Genomic DNA, 16,540 nt, shown 5'->3' on the forward strand with positions numbered 1-16,540 from the left:
CATCCCTGGTGCCACTCTGCCTAGTGTGAAGCTGCTCTCAAGCACGCTTACGCTCAACCACATCCATGAAGTGGTCGAGGAAGGCGTAGAAGTCTTCCACGTCCAGCTGCTGGTTCAGCGCGACTTCAGGCAGCTGTGTGAAAGTGACGCGATATTGCACATCCAGCTTGACTCTTCGCCCGGTGGAAAGTGCGATCTCCACCGTCGAATCCTCAGCGGCCATTCCTGCCAAGTTGGTCAGGTTCACCAGTACCGGCACACTGGGCGAGGGCTTGCCCCTGCCCTCCGAGGGTGGCAGGACCTCAGCGGGGTCCAGGGGGCAGAGCACCAGCTCGGCCGGCTCCCGCCGGTATCCCACAATCAGGTGCCGTGCCGCTTCGGCCGCCTCCTGGGCAGAAAGCTCGGCGGTGGAGTCCTCACCGCTGGACACCACAGGCTCTGGATGCTCCGCACGGCCGAGCAGATTCTCCGCGTAGAGCAGATTGTAGGAGCCGAAGTTCATCACCGAGGCGTCGAAGACCTCGCGGAAGGCGGCAACCAGCTCCTCCTCCGGGGGACTGCGATCAGTACTGATGACCATGCAGGTAGTCTACGTGGGAGCACATACATGCCAAGGACAGGAGCCCTCCATGACTGCACAATTGAGCCCCGGAGATACCGCACCCGCGTTCACCCTTCCCGCTTCCGACGGCAGCAACGTCTCGCTGAGCGACTACCGCGGCCAGAAGGTGATCGTCTATTTCTACCCCAAGGCTTCGACCCCGGGATGCACCACCCAAGCCTGTGACTTCCGGGATTCACTGGCCTCCCTGCAGGCAGCCGGCTACCAGGTGCTGGGACTCTCCCCCGACCCGGTCTCCGCCTTGGAGAAGTTCAGCAGCATGGAGGACTTGAGCTTTCCCCTGCTTGCTGACCAGGACCATGCTGTGGCCGAGGCCTACGGGGCCTGGGGCGAGAAGAAGAACTACGGCAAGGTCTATGCGGGACTCATCCGTTCGACTGTGGTAATCGATGAGGAGGGCAACGTCACTCTCGCCCAGTACAACGTGAAGGCCACCGGTCACGTGGCCCGGCTGAGAAAGACCCTGGGCCTGTAGGATAGTGCGCTGTCGCGGTCGCTTATCCAGATAGCGTGGCGGCGATCCGGGCGAGTGGCGGAATTGGTAGACGCGCTGGATTTAGGTTCCAGTGTCTTATGACGTAGGGGTTCAAGTCCCCTCTCGCCCACGTGAACGTTCTGTCCCGGCGCCTGTTCCTGGGCGCCTCCTCCGCCGCGGGAGCTGCTGCCGCACTCTACTCCGCAAACGGTGAAGGAGCCGAGCAGACTGACCAGCCTCCGGAGGAGGACGACGGCGACGCCGCGCCGGAAACCTCCGGTGCAGTGACCATTGCCGGGATCCACCCCCCGGCATCATTGGACCCCGGTATGGCCACTGACACCGAAACCGAGCGGGTCCTCCGGCAGATCTTCGAGCCGCTGGTCGGGGTAGACCCCAGCACCGGCTCAGTGGCACCGCTGCTGGCGGACCAGTGGGAGGTCAGCGCCGATGAGCTGACCTACACCTTCATCCTGCGTGAGGGCGTGGTATTCCACGACGGCAGCGCACTGACCGCTGAGGTGGTGGTGGAGAACTTCGAACGCTGGGGACGGTTGGACTACCTCTACGGCTATGGGAACATCAGCCGATCCACCCCCCTGGCCTTCCCCTCGGTCTTCGGCGGGTATCTGAACTCCGATGACTGTGTGCTGGAGTCCGTGGAAGCCGAAGACGAACGCACTCTGGTGTTGACCCTGAGTACACCGGTGGTCTACCTGCTGCAGGCCCTGACCCTTCCCGCCTTCGGAATCGCCTCTGCCGAGGTGCTGGTCGACAATGACCCGGGGCTGATCTCCCGCGCACCCATGGGGACCGGCCCCTACCGTTTGGCCGAGCCGGAGAACGACGACGGCGCAACGGTCACCCTCCAGGCCTTCGATGAGTACTGGGATGCCGCAGAGGGACCCGCTGAGGTGACCATCCGCCCACTGCCCAAGAGCTTCGACCGACTCCGTGAGCTTCAGCGCGGCCAAGCCGATGTCTACGACCTGATCACCGCGGACAACCTGCGCTCACTCGTGCAGTCAGGCCGGCTGATCCTGCAGCGCGACCCGTTCTCAGTGCTCTACATGGGGTTCAACCTCGATCATCCGGTCATGTCCGACGTCCTGGTGCGGCAGGCTGCGGCCCGGGCGGTGAACCGTCCGGAGCTGGTGGAGAACATCTTCCTCGACGGCACCCGGCCCGCCTACCAGTTCACCCCGGCCGCGCTGGCAGTCCACTCCGACACCGCCTTGCAGCACAGCTACAGCCTCTCGCTGGCCCAGGAGCTGCTGGAGGACTCCGGCTACGACGGCGAGCCCTTGGACTTCTACTACCCGATCACCACCACCCGCAGCTACCTGCCCCGACCAGAGGCGGTGTTCGCCGCCGTGGCTGCGGACCTCACCGCCGCCGGGTTTGTGATCCGGCCCAAGCCGGTGCGCTGGTCCGACGGATATGTCGAACAGCTCATGGGTGACTCCTCCCGGGCCATGCACCTGCTGGGCCGCAACGGGGGCTTCCGCTCACCGCACACGTTCTTCTCTCCGCTGTTCGGACAGGCCAGCCGGGAGTTCAACTTCCACGACGAAGAAGTCATCGAGCTTCTCAACAGCGCCCGCGCCGAATCCGAGGAGGAGGACCGCATTCAGCTGTACCAGGAGGTGGCCGACATCATTCAGGACCGGCTTCCGGCGCTGCCGCTGGCCTATCCGATCTCGGGGTTGGCCCTCGGCTCGGGGATGGCGGACTATCCGATGTCTCCGGTGCTCAACGAACGCTTCGCTGAGATCCGCTTGGCCGAAAGCTGAGCAGCCTGCGTCAATTTCCTGCCCGCTATGGCCCGGCGGTAGAGTCGGAGCCGAATCCACTTGATCATCTGAGCATTCTGAGGAGCCCTGCCGTGAGCGAGTCACCGTCGACCACCTCATCCCAGCGTTTCGACGTGATTCTGATCGGCGGTGGCATTATGTCCACCACGCTCGGGGCCATCCTCAAGGAGCTGCAGCCCGAGTGGCGCATCGCCCTGTTCGAGAAGCTCGACGGCGCCGGCCAAGAGTCCTCAGACCCGTGGAACAACGCAGGGACCGGCCATACTGCTTTCTGCGAGCTCAACTACACCCCGCGGGGGACTGACGGTTCCATCTCCACCGCCAAGGCCTGCGGCATCGCCGAGCAGTTCCACGTCTCCCGGCAGCTGTGGTCGCACTGGGTCCGTGAGGGCACACTGGGTTCGCCCCGGACCTTCATCAACGCACTGCCGCATATCAGCTTCGTCTGGGGGGAGAAGAACTGCCAGTACCTGCGAGACCGCTACGAAGCGATGCGGGCCGAGCCGCTGTTCGCCCACATCGAGCACAGCGAGGACCTGGACGCCATCGGCGAATGGGCACCGCTGCTCTCAACCGGGCGCGCCGCGGAGCAGCCGGTGGCAGCCTCGAAGTTCGAGGACGGCACCGACGTGGACTTTGGATCGGTCAGCCGTCAGCTAGCCGGACACCTTGACTCCGAAGGTGTGGAGCTGCGCTACAGCCACGAGGTCACCGGTCTGTCCCGCGGCACAGACGGCCGTTGGGACCTGAAGGTCAAGAACACCGCCGGTGGGGAGAAGTTCACCGCCAGCGCCCGGTTCGTCTTCGTCGGAGCCGGCGGCGGCGCCCTGAGCCTGCTGCAGTCCAGCGGCATTGAGGAGATCAGGGGCTTCGGCGGGTTCCCCGTCTCCGGGCAGTTCCTGCGCGCCCTTGACACCTCTACCGCGGAGCAGCACCACGCCAAGGTCTACGGCCTGGCCTCGGTGGGCGCTCCGCCGATGTCTGTGCCCCATCTGGACACCCGGTTCGTGGAAGGGCGGCGTTCGCTGATGTTCGGCCCCTATGCCGGCTTCTCCACCAACTTCCTGAAGTCCGGCTCGTACTTCGATCTGCCGTTCTCCGTGCGCGGGCACAATCTGCTGCCGATGCTGCGGGTCGGGGCCACCAACACCTCTCTGGTGACCTACCTGCTCAAGGAGATCGCCAAGACGCACAAGAAGAAGGTGGAGGCGCTGCGAGACTTCTTCCCGGAGGCCGAGGCCGACAAGTGGGAGCTCATCACCGCAGGCCAGCGGGTACAGGTGATGAAGAAGAACGAAGACGGCAAGGGTGTTCTGCAGTTCGGCACCGAGCTGATCGCCGCCGCCGACGGTTCCATCGCGGGCCTGCTGGGCGCGTCCCCGGGGGCCTCCACTGCCCCGAGCATCATGTTCAAGCTCCTGGAGCGCTGCTTCCCGGGGCAGATCGAGGCGTGGAAACCCCACCTGGAGGTCATGGTGCCCTCTTACGGCCGGATCCTCAACGAGGACGAAAAACTCCTGTCAGAGGTGACCGAGTCCACCGCGGAGGCTCTCCAACTCGACGTCTGAGCGGAGGACAACGACGACGTGGGACAGTTGCGCTACCCCGCTCCGGACACCCGACGCACCGCACACGGACTGACGGTTCACACCTGGGAGCACCAGCAGCCGTTATCCGGCCCGATCATCCTGATTCACGGTTTCGCCTCCAATACCCTGTTCAACTGGGTCAAGACTGGCTGGCTGGATCCGCTGATGGAGACTGGGCGCAGCGTGATCTCCGTAGACCTCCCCGGCCACGGTGCTTCCCGGGATGTAGACCCCACCGGGCTGAGCATGGACGAGGTACTGACCGACCTGCACCGGCTGACCTCCGAAATGGGCCCGCACACCGCGGTCCACGGCTATTCCCTGGGCTCACGCGTGGCCTGGCAGTTCGCCCATGCCCATCCCGGTTCAGTGGCCCATCTGGTCATCGGCGGATCACCGGTCACCGCTGAGGCCTACCACGTGGATCCAGCCCAGGCCCGGGCCTGGGCCGCAGGCGGCTCCGAACCGGCCGATGAACTCACCCGTGGCTACATCACCGTAGCCGCTATGACCCCCGGGCAGAACCTGCCCCATGTGGTGGAGCTCAGGTTGGCACTGGGAGCTGACCTCATCCCTCCGGAGGAGACTGTTCCATCGGTCCCCACACTGGTGGTCGCAGGCGGCAACGATGAGATCGCTGCCGGGTCCGAGCAGATGGCGCAGTGGGTACGGCAAGCTGGCCAGCCGGCACGCTTCGTGGAGCTGCCCGGGCGCAACCATGTCAATGCGCTGACGTCCCGGGACTATAAGGGCGCGGTGACGGACTTTCTTCGGAGCTGACGCTGAAGCGCAGCATCACCAGCACCGGCACTGCTGCGGCGGCGATGATCCCGCAGGCCACCAGCGGCGCTGTCCAGGCGGCGAGGAAACCGCACACCAGCGTCAGCAGGAAGGAGAGCCCCAAGGCGGTGCGGTCCAGCCGGCGCTGCGGGGCGCAGATCCGCTCCGCCGGTGCTGCCGCGCCAGCGGCAAGGCTCAGCGTCAGGGCAAGCACCAGATGACCCTGTTCAGCTGACGTGACCAGCAGAATCACCAGCACCACGTAGATCACGGTCTGACACAGCAGCAGATTCCGCCAGCTCACCCACCGGGACAGGAGCCGGGCGATTCCGGAGGAGAGGAGGAACCCCGCCACCGCTGCCGCCCCCGCGCCCAAGGCAATCCACCATCCTGCCGCGGAGAGGCTCAGTCCGACGGCGAAGGGCAGCAGTGTCCCCGGCAGGCGGGCCAGCAGCTGGAGGACCCTGATCACGAGGCTCCCACCAGTTCCAGCGTCGAGCCGCGATGGGTCTTGCTGACTTTCAGCTGTACAGGGATCTGCTGGTGCATCTCGGTCACGTGGCTGACCACGCCGATTCTCCGACCTTCACCCTGCAAGGTATGCAGCGCCGCCATCACAGAATCGAGCGTCTGCTCGTCCAGGGAGCCGAACCCCTCATCGATGAACAGGCTGTCCAGTCCGATGCCTCCTGACTCGGACTGCACCATCTCCGCCAGCCCCAGGGCGAGCGCGAGTGCAGCCATGAACGTCTCACCCCCGGAGAGAGACTCTGCCGGCCGCTGCTGTTCGGCATACTCATCGTGGACTTTGAGGTCGAGTCCGCGCAGTCCGCGCCCACCGCGGTCGGCGTCGAGCAGAAGCTGGTAACGGCCATCTGTCATTGCGCTCAGATGCTGGGTGGCGGCCTCGGCCACACGTTCCAGTCTGGCGGCCAGCACGAAGGTGGTCAGGCGCATCCGTCGGCTGTTGTCGCCTCCCACACCACGTACTGCTTCGGCCAGTTCAGCACGGCGAAGGGTGTCAGCCGCCTGCTGGTTCCGGTCGGTGAGCGACTGCTGCAGCGCAGCAGCTGTGCGTTCGACACCACGAGCTTCAGCGGTGAAATCGGTGAGCCTGCGGTGGGCCTGCTCGTAGGAGTCCTGGGCTTGGGCGGCTGCCCGTTCAGCCTCCTGCAAGTCTTCTTGGCTGGGGGACTGCTCCTCAGCAGCGGCACGGCGCATACCGGCTTTGACGTCGTGGTCATATTCGGCCTCGTAGTCGAGGCTGGCAGCGGTGGCCATGAAGGACTCCAGCACTTCGGTGAGCCGCGGCAGCTCATCCTCTGGCAGCAGTGCGGCTGCGACCGCTTGAGCGTGGGGGAAGGCCGAGACGGTCAGATCCTCATTGACTTCCGCTCTGCGCTCATCAGCCAGCTGCTGGGACTGTTCAGTCTCCTGGCGCGCCTGTCGGGCAGCGGTGAGCCTGCCCTGCAGCGCGTCCAAGGCCGCGAGGCGGTCCGCCACGGAGTCATGGTCTCCGCGCAGGGTGGCCAACCTCTGCTCCAGATCCCTGACCTCCTGGTTCAGCCGGGCCGATTCTGCGGCCCCAGCGGCTTCGGCGTGACTGGCCTCGGTGTGCTGCTGGCGCAGCTGCGCCAGTTCCTCCCGGGTGCGCTCTGCCTCGTTGTGCAGACGTCGCTGCTCGGTGCGCTGCTGCTGGGCGGTCTCGGCCCGGTTGGTGGCCTCGGTGCACAGCCTTTCCGCCTCGGTCAGAGTGAGGTCTGCGCACTCCCCCAGGGCTGCCCGGGAGGCCTGCAGCGAGTCGGCAGCGCTGCGCTGGGCGGCGCGGGCAGCTTCCAAGGCTGAACGCGCCTCCTGAAGGGCTTCGGAGGCGGCCTCGAGCTCTTCCTCCGTGACACTGCTGGTACCGGCATCCAACGGTTGGGGGTGATCGGTAGATCCGCAGACCAGACACGGCTCCCCTGGTGAGAGCTCCTGGGCGAGCCGGTGGGCCACTGACTGCAGATAGCGCTGTGAGATCTCCCGGAGCCTCTGTTCACACGAGGTCTGGTGCTTCTGAGCCGCAGAGACGTCCTCGTCCAGCACTGCGACCTGTTGAGCCGTGCTGTCCCGTTCAGCCACCCGTTCTGCCCGGGTCTGGGCGGCAGCCAGCGCAGCCTGGGCGGCGTCGTACCGCTGATCGACCTGCTCGGCGCTGAGCAGCTGAGCCACGATCTCATCGCGCGCCTGCTGCTTGGCGCCTACCAGGGCCTCGAACTCAGTGGCGCGTTCCCGAGCCCGGACCAGTGCCTGCTGGCTCTGCTGCGCGGAGGAGACCCGCTCAGCGTGACGCTGCTCGACCTGGCCGGTCTGTGGATCGGTCAACCGTGCTCTGAGGTCCACCAGCTCATCGAATGCCTGATCGTAGGTCTGGGCAGAGATGTCGGACTGGGCCCGCAGGGCCAGCTCTGCCGCTTCCTCGGCCCGGTGCTGCTCGGCGCGGCGGTGCCTGACGGCCTGCTCGTGCTGCTCAGCACGCTTCAGGCTCTCCTGCAGCGCCGATGCCGCGTGATGGCTGGCGATCTGCTTCTCAGCGCGCTGCGCCTCTGGCTGCGCCTTCTGGTGGGCCTGGAGCCTGGCGGTATGCTCAGCCCAGCGCGTCAGCTGCCGATGCCGCAGGGTCAGGACCTCCAGCTCTTGGGCAGCGGTCTGCGCGACCTGCTGAGCCTGCGTGGCGGCCGCCTCCAAAGTCTGCCGGCATCGTCCGGCCTGCTCCAGCACGGCATCTGCCAGCTCTTCCTCCGGGAGGTCCTCGCTGCCCGGCATCTGCTCCCCCAGCAGAGCCTCCGCACTGGTGCGCAGCGACTCCGCATGCACATGGACCCGAGCCGCCAGCTCGTTGAGCTGAGACTCGGAGTCACGCTTGCGCTCCCAGAGGTAGTGTTCGAGCTGCTCATAGGTGGCAATGTCGAACAGCTGCTCGAGGATCTTCCGCCGGTCCTCGTTGGTGGCATGCATCAGCTGGGCGAAGGCCCCCTGCGGAAGCATGATCACTTTGGTGAACTCGTCCATGTCCAGTCCCAGAATCCCGGAGAGCTCTCTGTCGCCTTCGGCAATCTTGTGCACCGGGACAGGGCTCCACGCCCCGCGCTCGAACCGCTTGATGAACACCGCCGGGCCCTCGGCCTGATCAGCGGCACCGGCACGTTTGGCAGGCCGGTAGTGCCGGGGCTCACGCCGGACGTGGAAACGGTCCTGACCGCAGGAGAACTCCAGCTCCACATAGGGTTTCCGCTCTGCTGGGGCATGCTGGGACTTCAGTCCGTCGCTGCGCCGCTGACCGGGGACATCCCCATAGAGGGCGAAGGTGATGGCGTCCAGCACGGAGGTCTTCCCCGATCCGGTCTGTCCGCGCAGCAGAAACAAGCCGTCTGCGCTCAAGGCATCGAAGTCAACGGTCTCGGTGCCGGCGAAGGGCCCGAAGGCGCAGATTTCCAGACGGTGGAACTTCATGCCTTCTCCCCCGCCGACGCTGTCCTGACTGCCTCCAGGGCGGTCTCCACTGTGTTCAGCTCCTGCTGGGTCGCTGCCCGGCTGCGGACATGCTGGAGAAAACCTGCGACGACGTCCAGCTCGCTCTCTGCCTGGTGCAGCCTCTGTGCGTAGCTGCCGGCGGAATCGGTCAGTCCCGCGCCGGCGTAGCTGTAGTGCATCAGATGCGGGTATGCCTCACGGAGCCTCTGGTAGGCGCGTTCGGGCCGCTGATCATCAGTGAGGCTCACCTGAACAAAGGTCTCCTGGTGAGCCTCCACCAGCTCCGGGGCCAGGAGCTCATCGATGGTCCCCACAAGCCGTGCTAGTCGCCGTCCGATCGCCCAATCCAGCCCTCTGACAGCCACCGCGGCGTCGTCGAGCGCGGAGGTGTCAATCAGCCACGCTCCCTTGTGCTGGTTCACCTCGGAGAAGGAGTACCGGATCGGGGAGCCGGAGTACCGGACGCGGTCGGTCAGCCGCTGCCGGCCGTGGAGATGGCCCAGGGCCACATAGTCGAATCCCTCGAACAGCTCCAGGGGGACCACTGCCAGGCCGCCAGCGGTGTTTTCCCGATGGTCCAGAGTCTGTTCCGGCACGGCGGGCGCACCGATATGCCGTTCGGATTCGCTGGCTGTCCCGTGGGCGGCGAAGAGGTGGGCCATGATGATGACCCGGGTGCTGGCCTCATCGGTACTGCGCTGTGCCGCATCGGCCCGGATTCTGCGCAGCACCTCAGTCATGACTGCGGTGTGATGGGCCCGGTCCAGACCCAGCTGCTCGGCGTAGATCTGCGGCTCCAGGTACGGCACCCCATAGATGAGCAGGCGTTCGCCGGCGGCCTCGATCTGCACCGGGTCCCAGGCCTCCTCGAGCCCGGAGCGGATATGCACGCCGGAGAGTGCCACCAGCTCGCGGTTGAACCCCAGGCGCACCGCCGAGTCATGGTTACCGCTGGTCATCACCACTTTGGCACCGGCCCGGTGGAGTCTGCGCAGACACTGTCCCAGCTCGCGGACAGCCCATTCCGGGGGCAGCGCACGGTCGAAGACATCACCTGCCACCAGCACCACATCTACCGTGTGCTCCTCCACGGCGGAGCACACGGTCTGGATCATCTCCAACTGGGTCTGGCGCAGATCAGTGCCGTGGAAGCCACGGCCCAGGTGCCAGTCTGAGGTGTGCAAGACCTTCATGGTCCAACCCTACGGTCAGGCACCCACATCAGGTGCGCCGCCTGGAGGGATGTCGGCTATTCTTATCCGCTGTGGCAGCACAAGACCATTCCTCGGCAGCCAGTGGCGACCAGCGCCTCGTGGGGGCCTTCGAGCCTGCCATGCGGGATATGCTCCCGGGACCCGGTGAGCAGGTCCATGCTGAGACGCTGCTGGCGCTCTGCCTGGCAGACGGTGTGCTGGAGGTGCTGGAGTGGGCGCGTGAGGGTACCGGCGCAGACCCTGCGGCGACCATGTGGTTGGCCTCTCTGCGCTGGCACCGGCTGATCACCGGTGGCTTCCCCGAGGGCGCCCCGCAGCCGCCGCCCAGGCCCACCGACCATGCGCTGAAGCTGATCCTGGACTCCGGGGCGCTGGAGGTGCTGCCCGGCAGCGCCGAGGAGTCACTGGCCGGGCTGACCTCCGGTGAGATGAGACTCGCACCCCGACAACGAGCCGATGGCGACCGATTGAGCCGGGCCGGGACCGGAGTTGGCTCTAAGTCCTCCGAGGCGATGGAGGAAGACGCGAGAACCACGCTCACGGAGGATCCCGCACTGGCACGGATCAAGCCCATCGGCTTGGTTCCCTATGTGGAGGCTGAGATGAAGCGGGACTGGGCTGAGCAGGCCATCTGCCTGACCCACGAAGACCCGAAGCTGCTGGCCGCTGCACGCCGGCTCGCCGCCGATCTGCACAATGCCCATCTGCGCAATGATGCTGCGGCGTCTCAGGTCTGTGGTGCGAAGACTTCTCACCTCATGGTGGAGAACGACGGCGCCGGCGCTGACGATGTGCGCCATGAGCTGATCACCGTAGTGGTGGAAGACCTGGGGCGGCGGTGGCGGGCAGCGGCCAGGCCTGACCCAGCATCGCCCGGTAGCCGGCCTCAGTGACAAACCTGATCGACTGACCATTCCGCCTGCGTTTCAGCGCCGCCTGGACCTTACTGGCCCGCAGCGGAGGAAGGAACTCACCGGCCCCCAGATCCTCGGGGCTGACTCCGTCGCCGATCACCAGCAGCGTGGTGTAGCCGGTGACTTTGGAGGAGGTGGCTGCTCCGTGTGCGGCGGCCAGCGCCTTGGCATCGGGCCGCGGGATGGCCAGGTTCCCGCTGAAGACTATGTGCTGGCCGAACAGCGGATGACCGGGATCGGCTCCCGGATCGGGCGAGAGGTTCCTCCCCTCGTCCTGCCAGCGCATCAGGTCCGGGAGCATGTCGTCGCTGACCTCACTGTTGCGGGCGTCCAGCAGCTGGCCATAGCTGCGCACCTGGCGGGTGGCCCGGGATTCGTAGACCCGGGGCGCGGTCCAGGCCTCCAGCTCCTCGGGCTCGATCCTGTGGGCTGAGAAGAGATCATTGAGCTCCGCGAGCTGCTGCCGCTCGGCGATGTCCACTACGATCGCCGCGGCGGCTCGGGCGTCCCAGAGCGCATGGTGGTGATGCTTGAGGTGGAAGCCTGCTTCTTTGGCAGCGTGGGGCAGCGCGTGCGAGTCCAGCTGGTACACCGCCCTGGCCAGGCGCACTGAGCACAGCGCCCGCAGTCCCCCCGGGGAGTCCAGTCCGGAGACCTCCAGGGCGGATTCGAACACCTCGGTGTCGAAGCAGGCGTTGTGCGCCACCAACGTGTCTGCGCCGATGAACTCCGCAATCTCACCGAACAGTTCGCCGAACCGGGGCGCTGCGGCCACTTTCTCGGCGGTGATCCCGTGGATCTGCACGTTGCGGGGGTCGAACCGGTCGAAGCCGGCCGGTGGGCGCATCCGCTTGAAGTAGAGCTCATCGACAGAACCGTCACGCACCCTGACCATACCGATCGCGCACGGTGAGCCGCGAAAACCGTTGGCAGTCTCAAAGTCCACGGCGGTGAAGTTCAGACCTTCCAGCCGAGGCGGGCGCAGGCCAGCCAGCGAGCCCAGTGCACCCGGTGGCATCTAGCCCAGCGCCTCAACGATGCGAGGAGCCAGGGCGGCAAAAGCCTTGCCGCGGTGCGAGACGGCATTCTTCTCCGCCATGCTCAGTTCCGCGCAGGAGCGTTCATCGCCGGTCGGCTGCAGGACCGAGTCGTAGCCGAAACCCCCGGTCCCGCGCTCCTGGGTCAGCAGTGACCCTTCGAGCCTGCCCTCGGCTGTGTACTCCATGACGGCCTCGTCATCATCTGCGGGAATCACCAGAGAGGCCACACAGACGAAAGCCGCCCCGCGGTGCTCCGGGGCAATGTCTGCCAGCTGCTCCAGCAGCAGCCGGCGGTTGTTCTCGTCACCTGCCTGAGAGCCGGCCCAGCGCCCGGAGAAGATGCCAGGTGCCCCGTTGAGCACCTCCACAGCGAGCCCGGAATCATCGGCCACTGCCGGCAGCCCGGTCAGCTCAGCCACGGTCCGCGCCTTCAGCAGGGAGTTCTCCTCGAAGGTCACCCCGGTTTCGGGAATGTCACCCACTCCGGCGCTCGCAGCGTCGATGACTGCCGCATCGAGGTTCATATGCGCCAGCTCCGGCTGGCCGGCCAGCAGAGCACGGAACTCCCGCAGCTTTCCCCGGTTCCCGGTGGCCAGAACAATCTTGGCCGAGCCGAGTGCCACGGCATTGAGCGTCACTGGGCAAGCACCTGCCGCTGGAGCTCGGCCAGGCGCCCGCATCCGCCGAGGGCCAGGTCCAACAGCTCGTTGAGCTGATCACGGTTGAACGGCGCACCCTCAGCCGTCCCCTGGACTTCCACAAAGTCCCCGCCGCCGGTGACCACCACGTTCATATCGGTCTCAGCAGTGGAGTCCTCCTGGTAGGGCAGATCCAGCACAGCCTTGCCGTCGGGCAGCACCCCCACTGAGACCGCCGAGACCGAATCGCCCAAGACTTCGGCGCGTTTGCGGATGTGACCTTCGGCACGGGCCCATTCGATGGCATCGGCCAGAGCGACGAAGGCACCGGTGATCGCAGCGGTGCGGGTACCGCCGTCAGCCTGAAGCACATCGCAGTCCAGAGTGATCATGTTCTCGCCCAGCGCTTCGAGGTCAACCACTGCGCGCAAAGAGCGCCCGATCAGCCGTGAGATCTCATGGGTGCGGCCGCCGATCTTACCCTTGACCGCTTCACGCGAGCTTCGGGTGTTGGTGGCCCGCGGCAGCATCGCGTACTCCGCGGTGACCCAGCCCCTGCCCTGGCCTCTGAGCCAGCGGGGCACGGTCGATTCGAAGCTGGCGGTGCACAGCACCTTGGTACCGCCGAACTCGATCAGCGCACTGCCCTCAGCATGGTCGGACCATTCTCTGATGATGCGGATCTCCCGCATGTCATCGACGGCGCGGCCGTCAGCGCGAACATACTTCTGCGTCATGAACCCTCCTGTGGCGTCTTTCAGATCTGGTAGGTGACCCCATCGGCGGCGATCGCGATGTTTCCCCCGTACCGGTGAGCAGCGTGCTCCCGCACTACATGGGGGTCCGTCCACGCCGGCAGATGGGTCAGCAGCAGCCGGCCGACATCGGCTTCAGCTGCTGCAGCCCCTGCCCGGTCACCATTGAGGTGAATACCCTCAATAGCGTCGTCACGGCCGTCCTGGTAGGCAGCCTCGCAGAGAAACACGTCGGCTCCCTGGGCGGCCTGCACCAGTCCCCGGCAGCTGTCGGTGTCGCCGGAGTAGGTCAGGGTCTTCAGCTGCCCCTGGTCGTCCAGCGCCTCGATCCGCAGTGCATAAGGCTCATCGATCGGATGCCGGACCGTCAGCGGCGTGATGCTGAACGGGCCGATGGTCACCGGCTGCTCGGGCGTCCAGGTCCGGAAGTCGAATTCTCCGTGCATTCCCGGGTCAGGATCTACCCCGTGAGCGGCAGCGATGCGCTCATCAGTGCCTGAAGGGGCATAGATCGGAATCCGGCCGACGGGCCAGCCCCCGGGGCGCCATTTGACCGCGATGTGCAGACCGGTGAGGTCCATGTAATGGTCCGGGTGCAGGTGGCTGAGGCAGACAGCGTCCAGATCCTCTAAGGCGATGTGCTTCTGCAACGGTCCCAGAGCACCGCTGCCCAGGTCCAGAGCGATGCGCCAGGTGCGTCCTTGATACTCCTGAGTGACCAGATAGCAGCTTGCCGAGGAATGCGGCCCAGGGAAGGAGCCGCTGCAGCCGATGATCGTCAGTTTCATATACCGCTCAGCATATCCTCAGTCGTCTTCTGGCATGACATCGAGCATGGCTGAGAACAGGGTCTCCTGCAACCAGGTGCTGAAGGCATAGAGCTCAGCCATCAGTGCCTCGGTGGTGGCCGCACTTCCGGCCTTGGCCATCTGGTGGATCTGTTCGGCGTCGGCCTCGTCCTCCACGCCCAGGCGCGAGGCCAGGGTCAGCCGCACATCATTGAGCGCCCTGCCGAACACCGGGGCCTGCTCCTCGGTCAGGCTGACCGGCTCCCCCTCCAGGGCCATCCGTGCCGCGCGCAGATCGGCGAGCTTCGACTCCCGCAGCGAGGACTCGGAGAGCCGCCTGAACTGTGCGGCCTCCTGCGGGTCGCTGGAAGCATCCGGGAGCAGCCGGGCCAGCGCAGCGTCGTCGGGAGGGGCGAGGCCGCCTGCGGCGTCACTGCCGTCGATCTGGTCTCCCAGCCCGGCCAGCTCACGGCGGAAGTGGGCGTAGTCGTCTTCGGCGTCGGTGCCGGCCGGCGCGTCGTCGCCAGTGAGCTGTTTGCCCCGGGTCTCCAGCATGGTGATGACATCGGCGCAGAGCTGGGAGAGCAGGCGGCGCTCATGGGACTCCAGGTCTGCCTTGTACCCGCGTGTGGTGGCGCGAAAAGCCCGGGCCATCTCTACTCAGCCTCTTCGAGGGTGGCCTGCAGCCCGTAGTTGTGCATTGCGGTGACGTGGCGCTCCATCTTCTCCCGTGCTCCGGAGGAGACCACGGCCTTGCCCCGGTGGTGGACCTGGAGCATGAGTTCTCGTGCTTTCTCCTTGGAGTGGCCGAAATAGCTGCGGAAGACCCAGGCCACATAGGACATGAGGTTCACCGGATCGTTCCAGACCACCACCTGGTAGGGCCTGTTGATCACTCCTTGCAGGTGGAGGTCAGTCTCCTGATGGGTCAGCGTCGATCCTGCAGTAGAGCTCATGGGTCTATTCTACGAACCCGTGCGGCGAGTTTCAGGCGAAGACTGTGGGGATCACCGGTTCCCCGTCGGAGAGCCGGTGGGCAGCTGCCGGCAGCTCGTCGAAGGAGGCGCGGTGACGCTGCGCGGCACGGTGCAGGCCCTCCGGCCCGGTGTGCCCGGACTGCACCTCGCCGCCGAGAACCAACGGCACCTGGAGTCCACGGCCGCTGTACTCAGTCTGGCTCAGCGGGGTCCGAGCCGCGATGATCTCCGCCTCGGCGCGGCCGTTGCCGTCCAGGCTGCGCAGCGCCTGCTTCTTTCCTCCGGCGCTGGCCTTGCCCACTGAGGACTTCTCCACCGCCACCGGGGTGCCGGCGTCGTCGTGCCGCTGGACCAGCTTGTACACCATTGAGGCGGTGGGCGCCCCCGATCCGGTGACCAGGCGGGTGCCGACTCCGTAAGAGTCCACCGGTGCCGCCGCGAGCCCAGCGATGGCGTGCTCGTCCAGATCGGAGGAGACGATGATCCTGGTGGCGGTGTTTCCCAGGGAGTCAAGCAGCCTGCGGACCTCATGGGCCTGCTCCAGCAGGTCCCCGGAGTCCAGGCGGACTGCGCCCAGCTCTGCTCCTGCGATCCGCACTGCGGTGCGCACCGCAGCCTCCACCTCATAGGTGTCCACCAACAGGGTGGTGCCCGGCCCGAAGGCCTCCACCTGGGCGGCGAAAGCCTCCTCTTCGGTATCGTGCAGCAGTGTGAAGGCATGGGCGGAGGTGCCGAGGGTGGGAACTCCCCAGCGCCGTCCGGCCTCCAGGTTGGAGGTCGCGGCGAAACCCACTGCCGCGGCGGCTCGGGCGGCGGAGGTGGCTGAACGTTCATGGGTTCGCCGGGAACCCATCTCCACGCAGGGCCGGCCGCCGGACTCAGGCGGGCCGCCTGCGGCAGTCACCATCCGGGAGCCGGCTGCGGCGATCGCTGAGTCGTGGTTCATCACCGAAAGCACATAGGTCTCCAACAGGCAGGCTTCGGCGAAGCTGGCGCTGACCTGCAGCACCGGGGAGTGCGGAAAGTATGTCTCTCCCTCGGCGTAGCCGATGATGTCCCCGCCGAAGCGGTATCCGGCAAGGAAGTTCAGGGTGTCGTCGTCGACGATGCTGTGCTGGTCCAGATAGTCCAGCTCCTGCTGCCCGAAGCGGAACCGTTCCAGACCCTCCAGGAGACGCCCGGTGCCGGCGACCACGCCGTAACGGCGGCCGGCGGGGAGTCTGCGGGTGAAGACTTCGAAGGTGCAGTATCTGTTCGCCGCCCCGGAACGCAGCGCGGCCTGCACCATGGTGAGCTCATACTGGTCGGTCAGCAATGCGGTGGAGTAGTTCACGGCTCAATCCTATGCCTGTGGGCTTACCGCAGAGCCGGTGGTGATAGTACGGTTGAGGCAGGGATCACCCCCTGGTGTCGATGGTGAG

General features: G+C 66.1%; 16 protein-coding genes and 1 tRNA gene. 6 read left to right on the top strand and 11 right to left on the bottom strand.

Translation table 11 applies throughout. The annotated features are described in order from the left end of the window. Positions 1 to 37: 37 nt before the first annotated feature. Positions 38 to 580 carry a hypothetical protein gene (locus DVO78_RS15080; protein WP_120006028.1) on the bottom strand — a complete coding sequence of 181 codons (543 nt, stop codon included), beginning with the start codon at positions 578 to 580 and terminating at the stop codon, positions 38 to 40. A 49-nt stretch (positions 581 to 629) separates the two neighbouring features. Here DVO78_RS15080 and bcp point away from each other — a divergent pair, with 49 nt between their 5' ends. The 5 genes from bcp to DVO78_RS15105 all read left to right on the top strand — a co-directional run bounded on the left by bcp (position 630) and on the right by DVO78_RS15105 (position 5,280). Beyond that, positions 630 to 1,097 carry a thioredoxin-dependent thiol peroxidase gene (gene bcp, locus DVO78_RS15085; RefSeq protein ID WP_120006030.1) on the top strand — a complete coding sequence of 156 codons (468 nt, stop codon included), beginning with the start codon at positions 630 to 632 and terminating at the stop codon, positions 1,095 to 1,097. A gap of 48 nt (positions 1,098 to 1,145) precedes the next feature. After that, a tRNA-Leu gene (locus DVO78_RS15090) sits at positions 1,146 to 1,227 on the top strand. Position 1,228: 1 nt separating this feature from the next. Next, the gene (locus DVO78_RS15095) at positions 1,229 to 2,890 is read left to right on the top strand and encodes an ABC transporter substrate-binding protein (RefSeq protein ID WP_120006031.1); all 1,662 of its coding nucleotides are present in this window, start codon (positions 1,229 to 1,231) and stop codon (positions 2,888 to 2,890) included. 92 nt (positions 2,891 to 2,982) lie between these two features. Beyond that, the gene (locus tag DVO78_RS15100; RefSeq protein ID WP_120006033.1) at positions 2,983 to 4,479 is read left to right on the top strand and encodes a malate:quinone oxidoreductase; all 1,497 of its coding nucleotides are present in this window, start codon (positions 2,983 to 2,985) and stop codon (positions 4,477 to 4,479) included. 18 nt (positions 4,480 to 4,497) lie between these two features. Next, positions 4,498 to 5,280, top strand: a complete 783-nt coding sequence (locus DVO78_RS15105; RefSeq protein ID WP_120006035.1) for an alpha/beta fold hydrolase — start codon at positions 4,498 to 4,500, stop codon at positions 5,278 to 5,280. Here DVO78_RS15105 and DVO78_RS15110 read toward each other — a convergent pair. Genes DVO78_RS15110 through DVO78_RS15120 form a run of 3 tightly spaced genes read right to left on the bottom strand, consistent with a single transcriptional unit; the run spans position 5,222 to position 9,986 of the window. Beyond that, positions 5,222 to 5,752, bottom strand: coding sequence for a hypothetical protein (locus DVO78_RS15110; RefSeq protein WP_120006037.1), 531 nt, complete (start codon positions 5,750 to 5,752; stop codon positions 5,222 to 5,224). The genes DVO78_RS15105 and DVO78_RS15110 overlap by 59 nt on opposite strands. After that, a complete protein-coding gene (locus DVO78_RS15115; RefSeq protein WP_120006039.1) occupies positions 5,749 to 8,772 on the bottom strand; it encodes an AAA family ATPase in 3,024 nt (1,007 codons plus the stop codon). Before DVO78_RS15115 ends, DVO78_RS15110 begins: the two co-directional genes overlap by 4 nt. Beyond that, positions 8,769 to 9,986, bottom strand: coding sequence for an exonuclease SbcCD subunit D (locus DVO78_RS15120; RefSeq protein WP_120006041.1), 1,218 nt, complete (start codon positions 9,984 to 9,986; stop codon positions 8,769 to 8,771). The genes DVO78_RS15115 and DVO78_RS15120 overlap by 4 nt, the downstream gene beginning before the upstream one ends. A 71-nt stretch (positions 9,987 to 10,057) precedes the next feature. On the opposite strand from DVO78_RS15120, the gene DVO78_RS15125 reads away from it, so the two are divergent. After that, the gene (locus DVO78_RS15125) at positions 10,058 to 10,900 is read left to right on the top strand and encodes a hypothetical protein (protein WP_120006043.1); all 843 of its coding nucleotides are present in this window, start codon (positions 10,058 to 10,060) and stop codon (positions 10,898 to 10,900) included. Here DVO78_RS15125 and DVO78_RS15130 read toward each other — a convergent pair. Genes DVO78_RS15130 through DVO78_RS15160 form a run of 7 tightly spaced genes read right to left on the bottom strand, consistent with a single transcriptional unit; the run spans position 10,815 to position 16,407 of the window. Continuing rightward, a complete protein-coding gene (locus tag DVO78_RS15130) occupies positions 10,815 to 11,939 on the bottom strand; it encodes an exonuclease domain-containing protein (protein ID WP_238385345.1) in 1,125 nt (374 codons plus the stop codon). The genes DVO78_RS15125 and DVO78_RS15130 overlap by 86 nt on opposite strands. Then, a complete protein-coding gene (gene rdgB, locus DVO78_RS15135) occupies positions 11,940 to 12,599 on the bottom strand; it encodes an RdgB/HAM1 family non-canonical purine NTP pyrophosphatase (RefSeq protein ID WP_238385346.1) in 660 nt (219 codons plus the stop codon). Continuing rightward, positions 12,596 to 13,336: a ribonuclease PH gene (rph, locus tag DVO78_RS15140; RefSeq protein WP_120006047.1), complete on the bottom strand. Its 741-nt coding sequence runs from the start codon at positions 13,334 to 13,336 to the stop codon at positions 12,596 to 12,598. The genes rdgB and rph overlap by 4 nt, the downstream gene beginning before the upstream one ends. 20 nt (positions 13,337 to 13,356) lie before the next feature. After that, the gene (locus DVO78_RS15145) at positions 13,357 to 14,142 is read right to left on the bottom strand and encodes an MBL fold metallo-hydrolase (protein WP_120006049.1); all 786 of its coding nucleotides are present in this window, start codon (positions 14,140 to 14,142) and stop codon (positions 13,357 to 13,359) included. Between the two features lie 18 nt (positions 14,143 to 14,160). Continuing rightward, a complete protein-coding gene (locus DVO78_RS15150) occupies positions 14,161 to 14,796 on the bottom strand; it encodes a DUF2017 family protein (RefSeq protein WP_120006051.1) in 636 nt (211 codons plus the stop codon). Positions 14,797 to 14,798: 2 nt separating this feature from the next. After that, positions 14,799 to 15,098, bottom strand: coding sequence for an ATP-dependent Clp protease adapter ClpS (gene clpS / locus DVO78_RS15155; RefSeq protein ID WP_120006053.1), 300 nt, complete (start codon positions 15,096 to 15,098; stop codon positions 14,799 to 14,801). 31 nt (positions 15,099 to 15,129) lie between these two features. Further along, positions 15,130 to 16,407, bottom strand: coding sequence for a nicotinate phosphoribosyltransferase (locus DVO78_RS15160; RefSeq protein ID WP_238385351.1), 1,278 nt, complete (start codon positions 16,405 to 16,407; stop codon positions 15,130 to 15,132). Positions 16,408 to 16,540 lie beyond the last annotated feature (133 nt).

This window comes from Nesterenkonia muleiensis (genome assembly GCF_003600155.1).
GTDB lineage: Bacteria > Actinomycetota > Actinomycetes > Actinomycetales > Micrococcaceae > Nesterenkonia > Nesterenkonia muleiensis.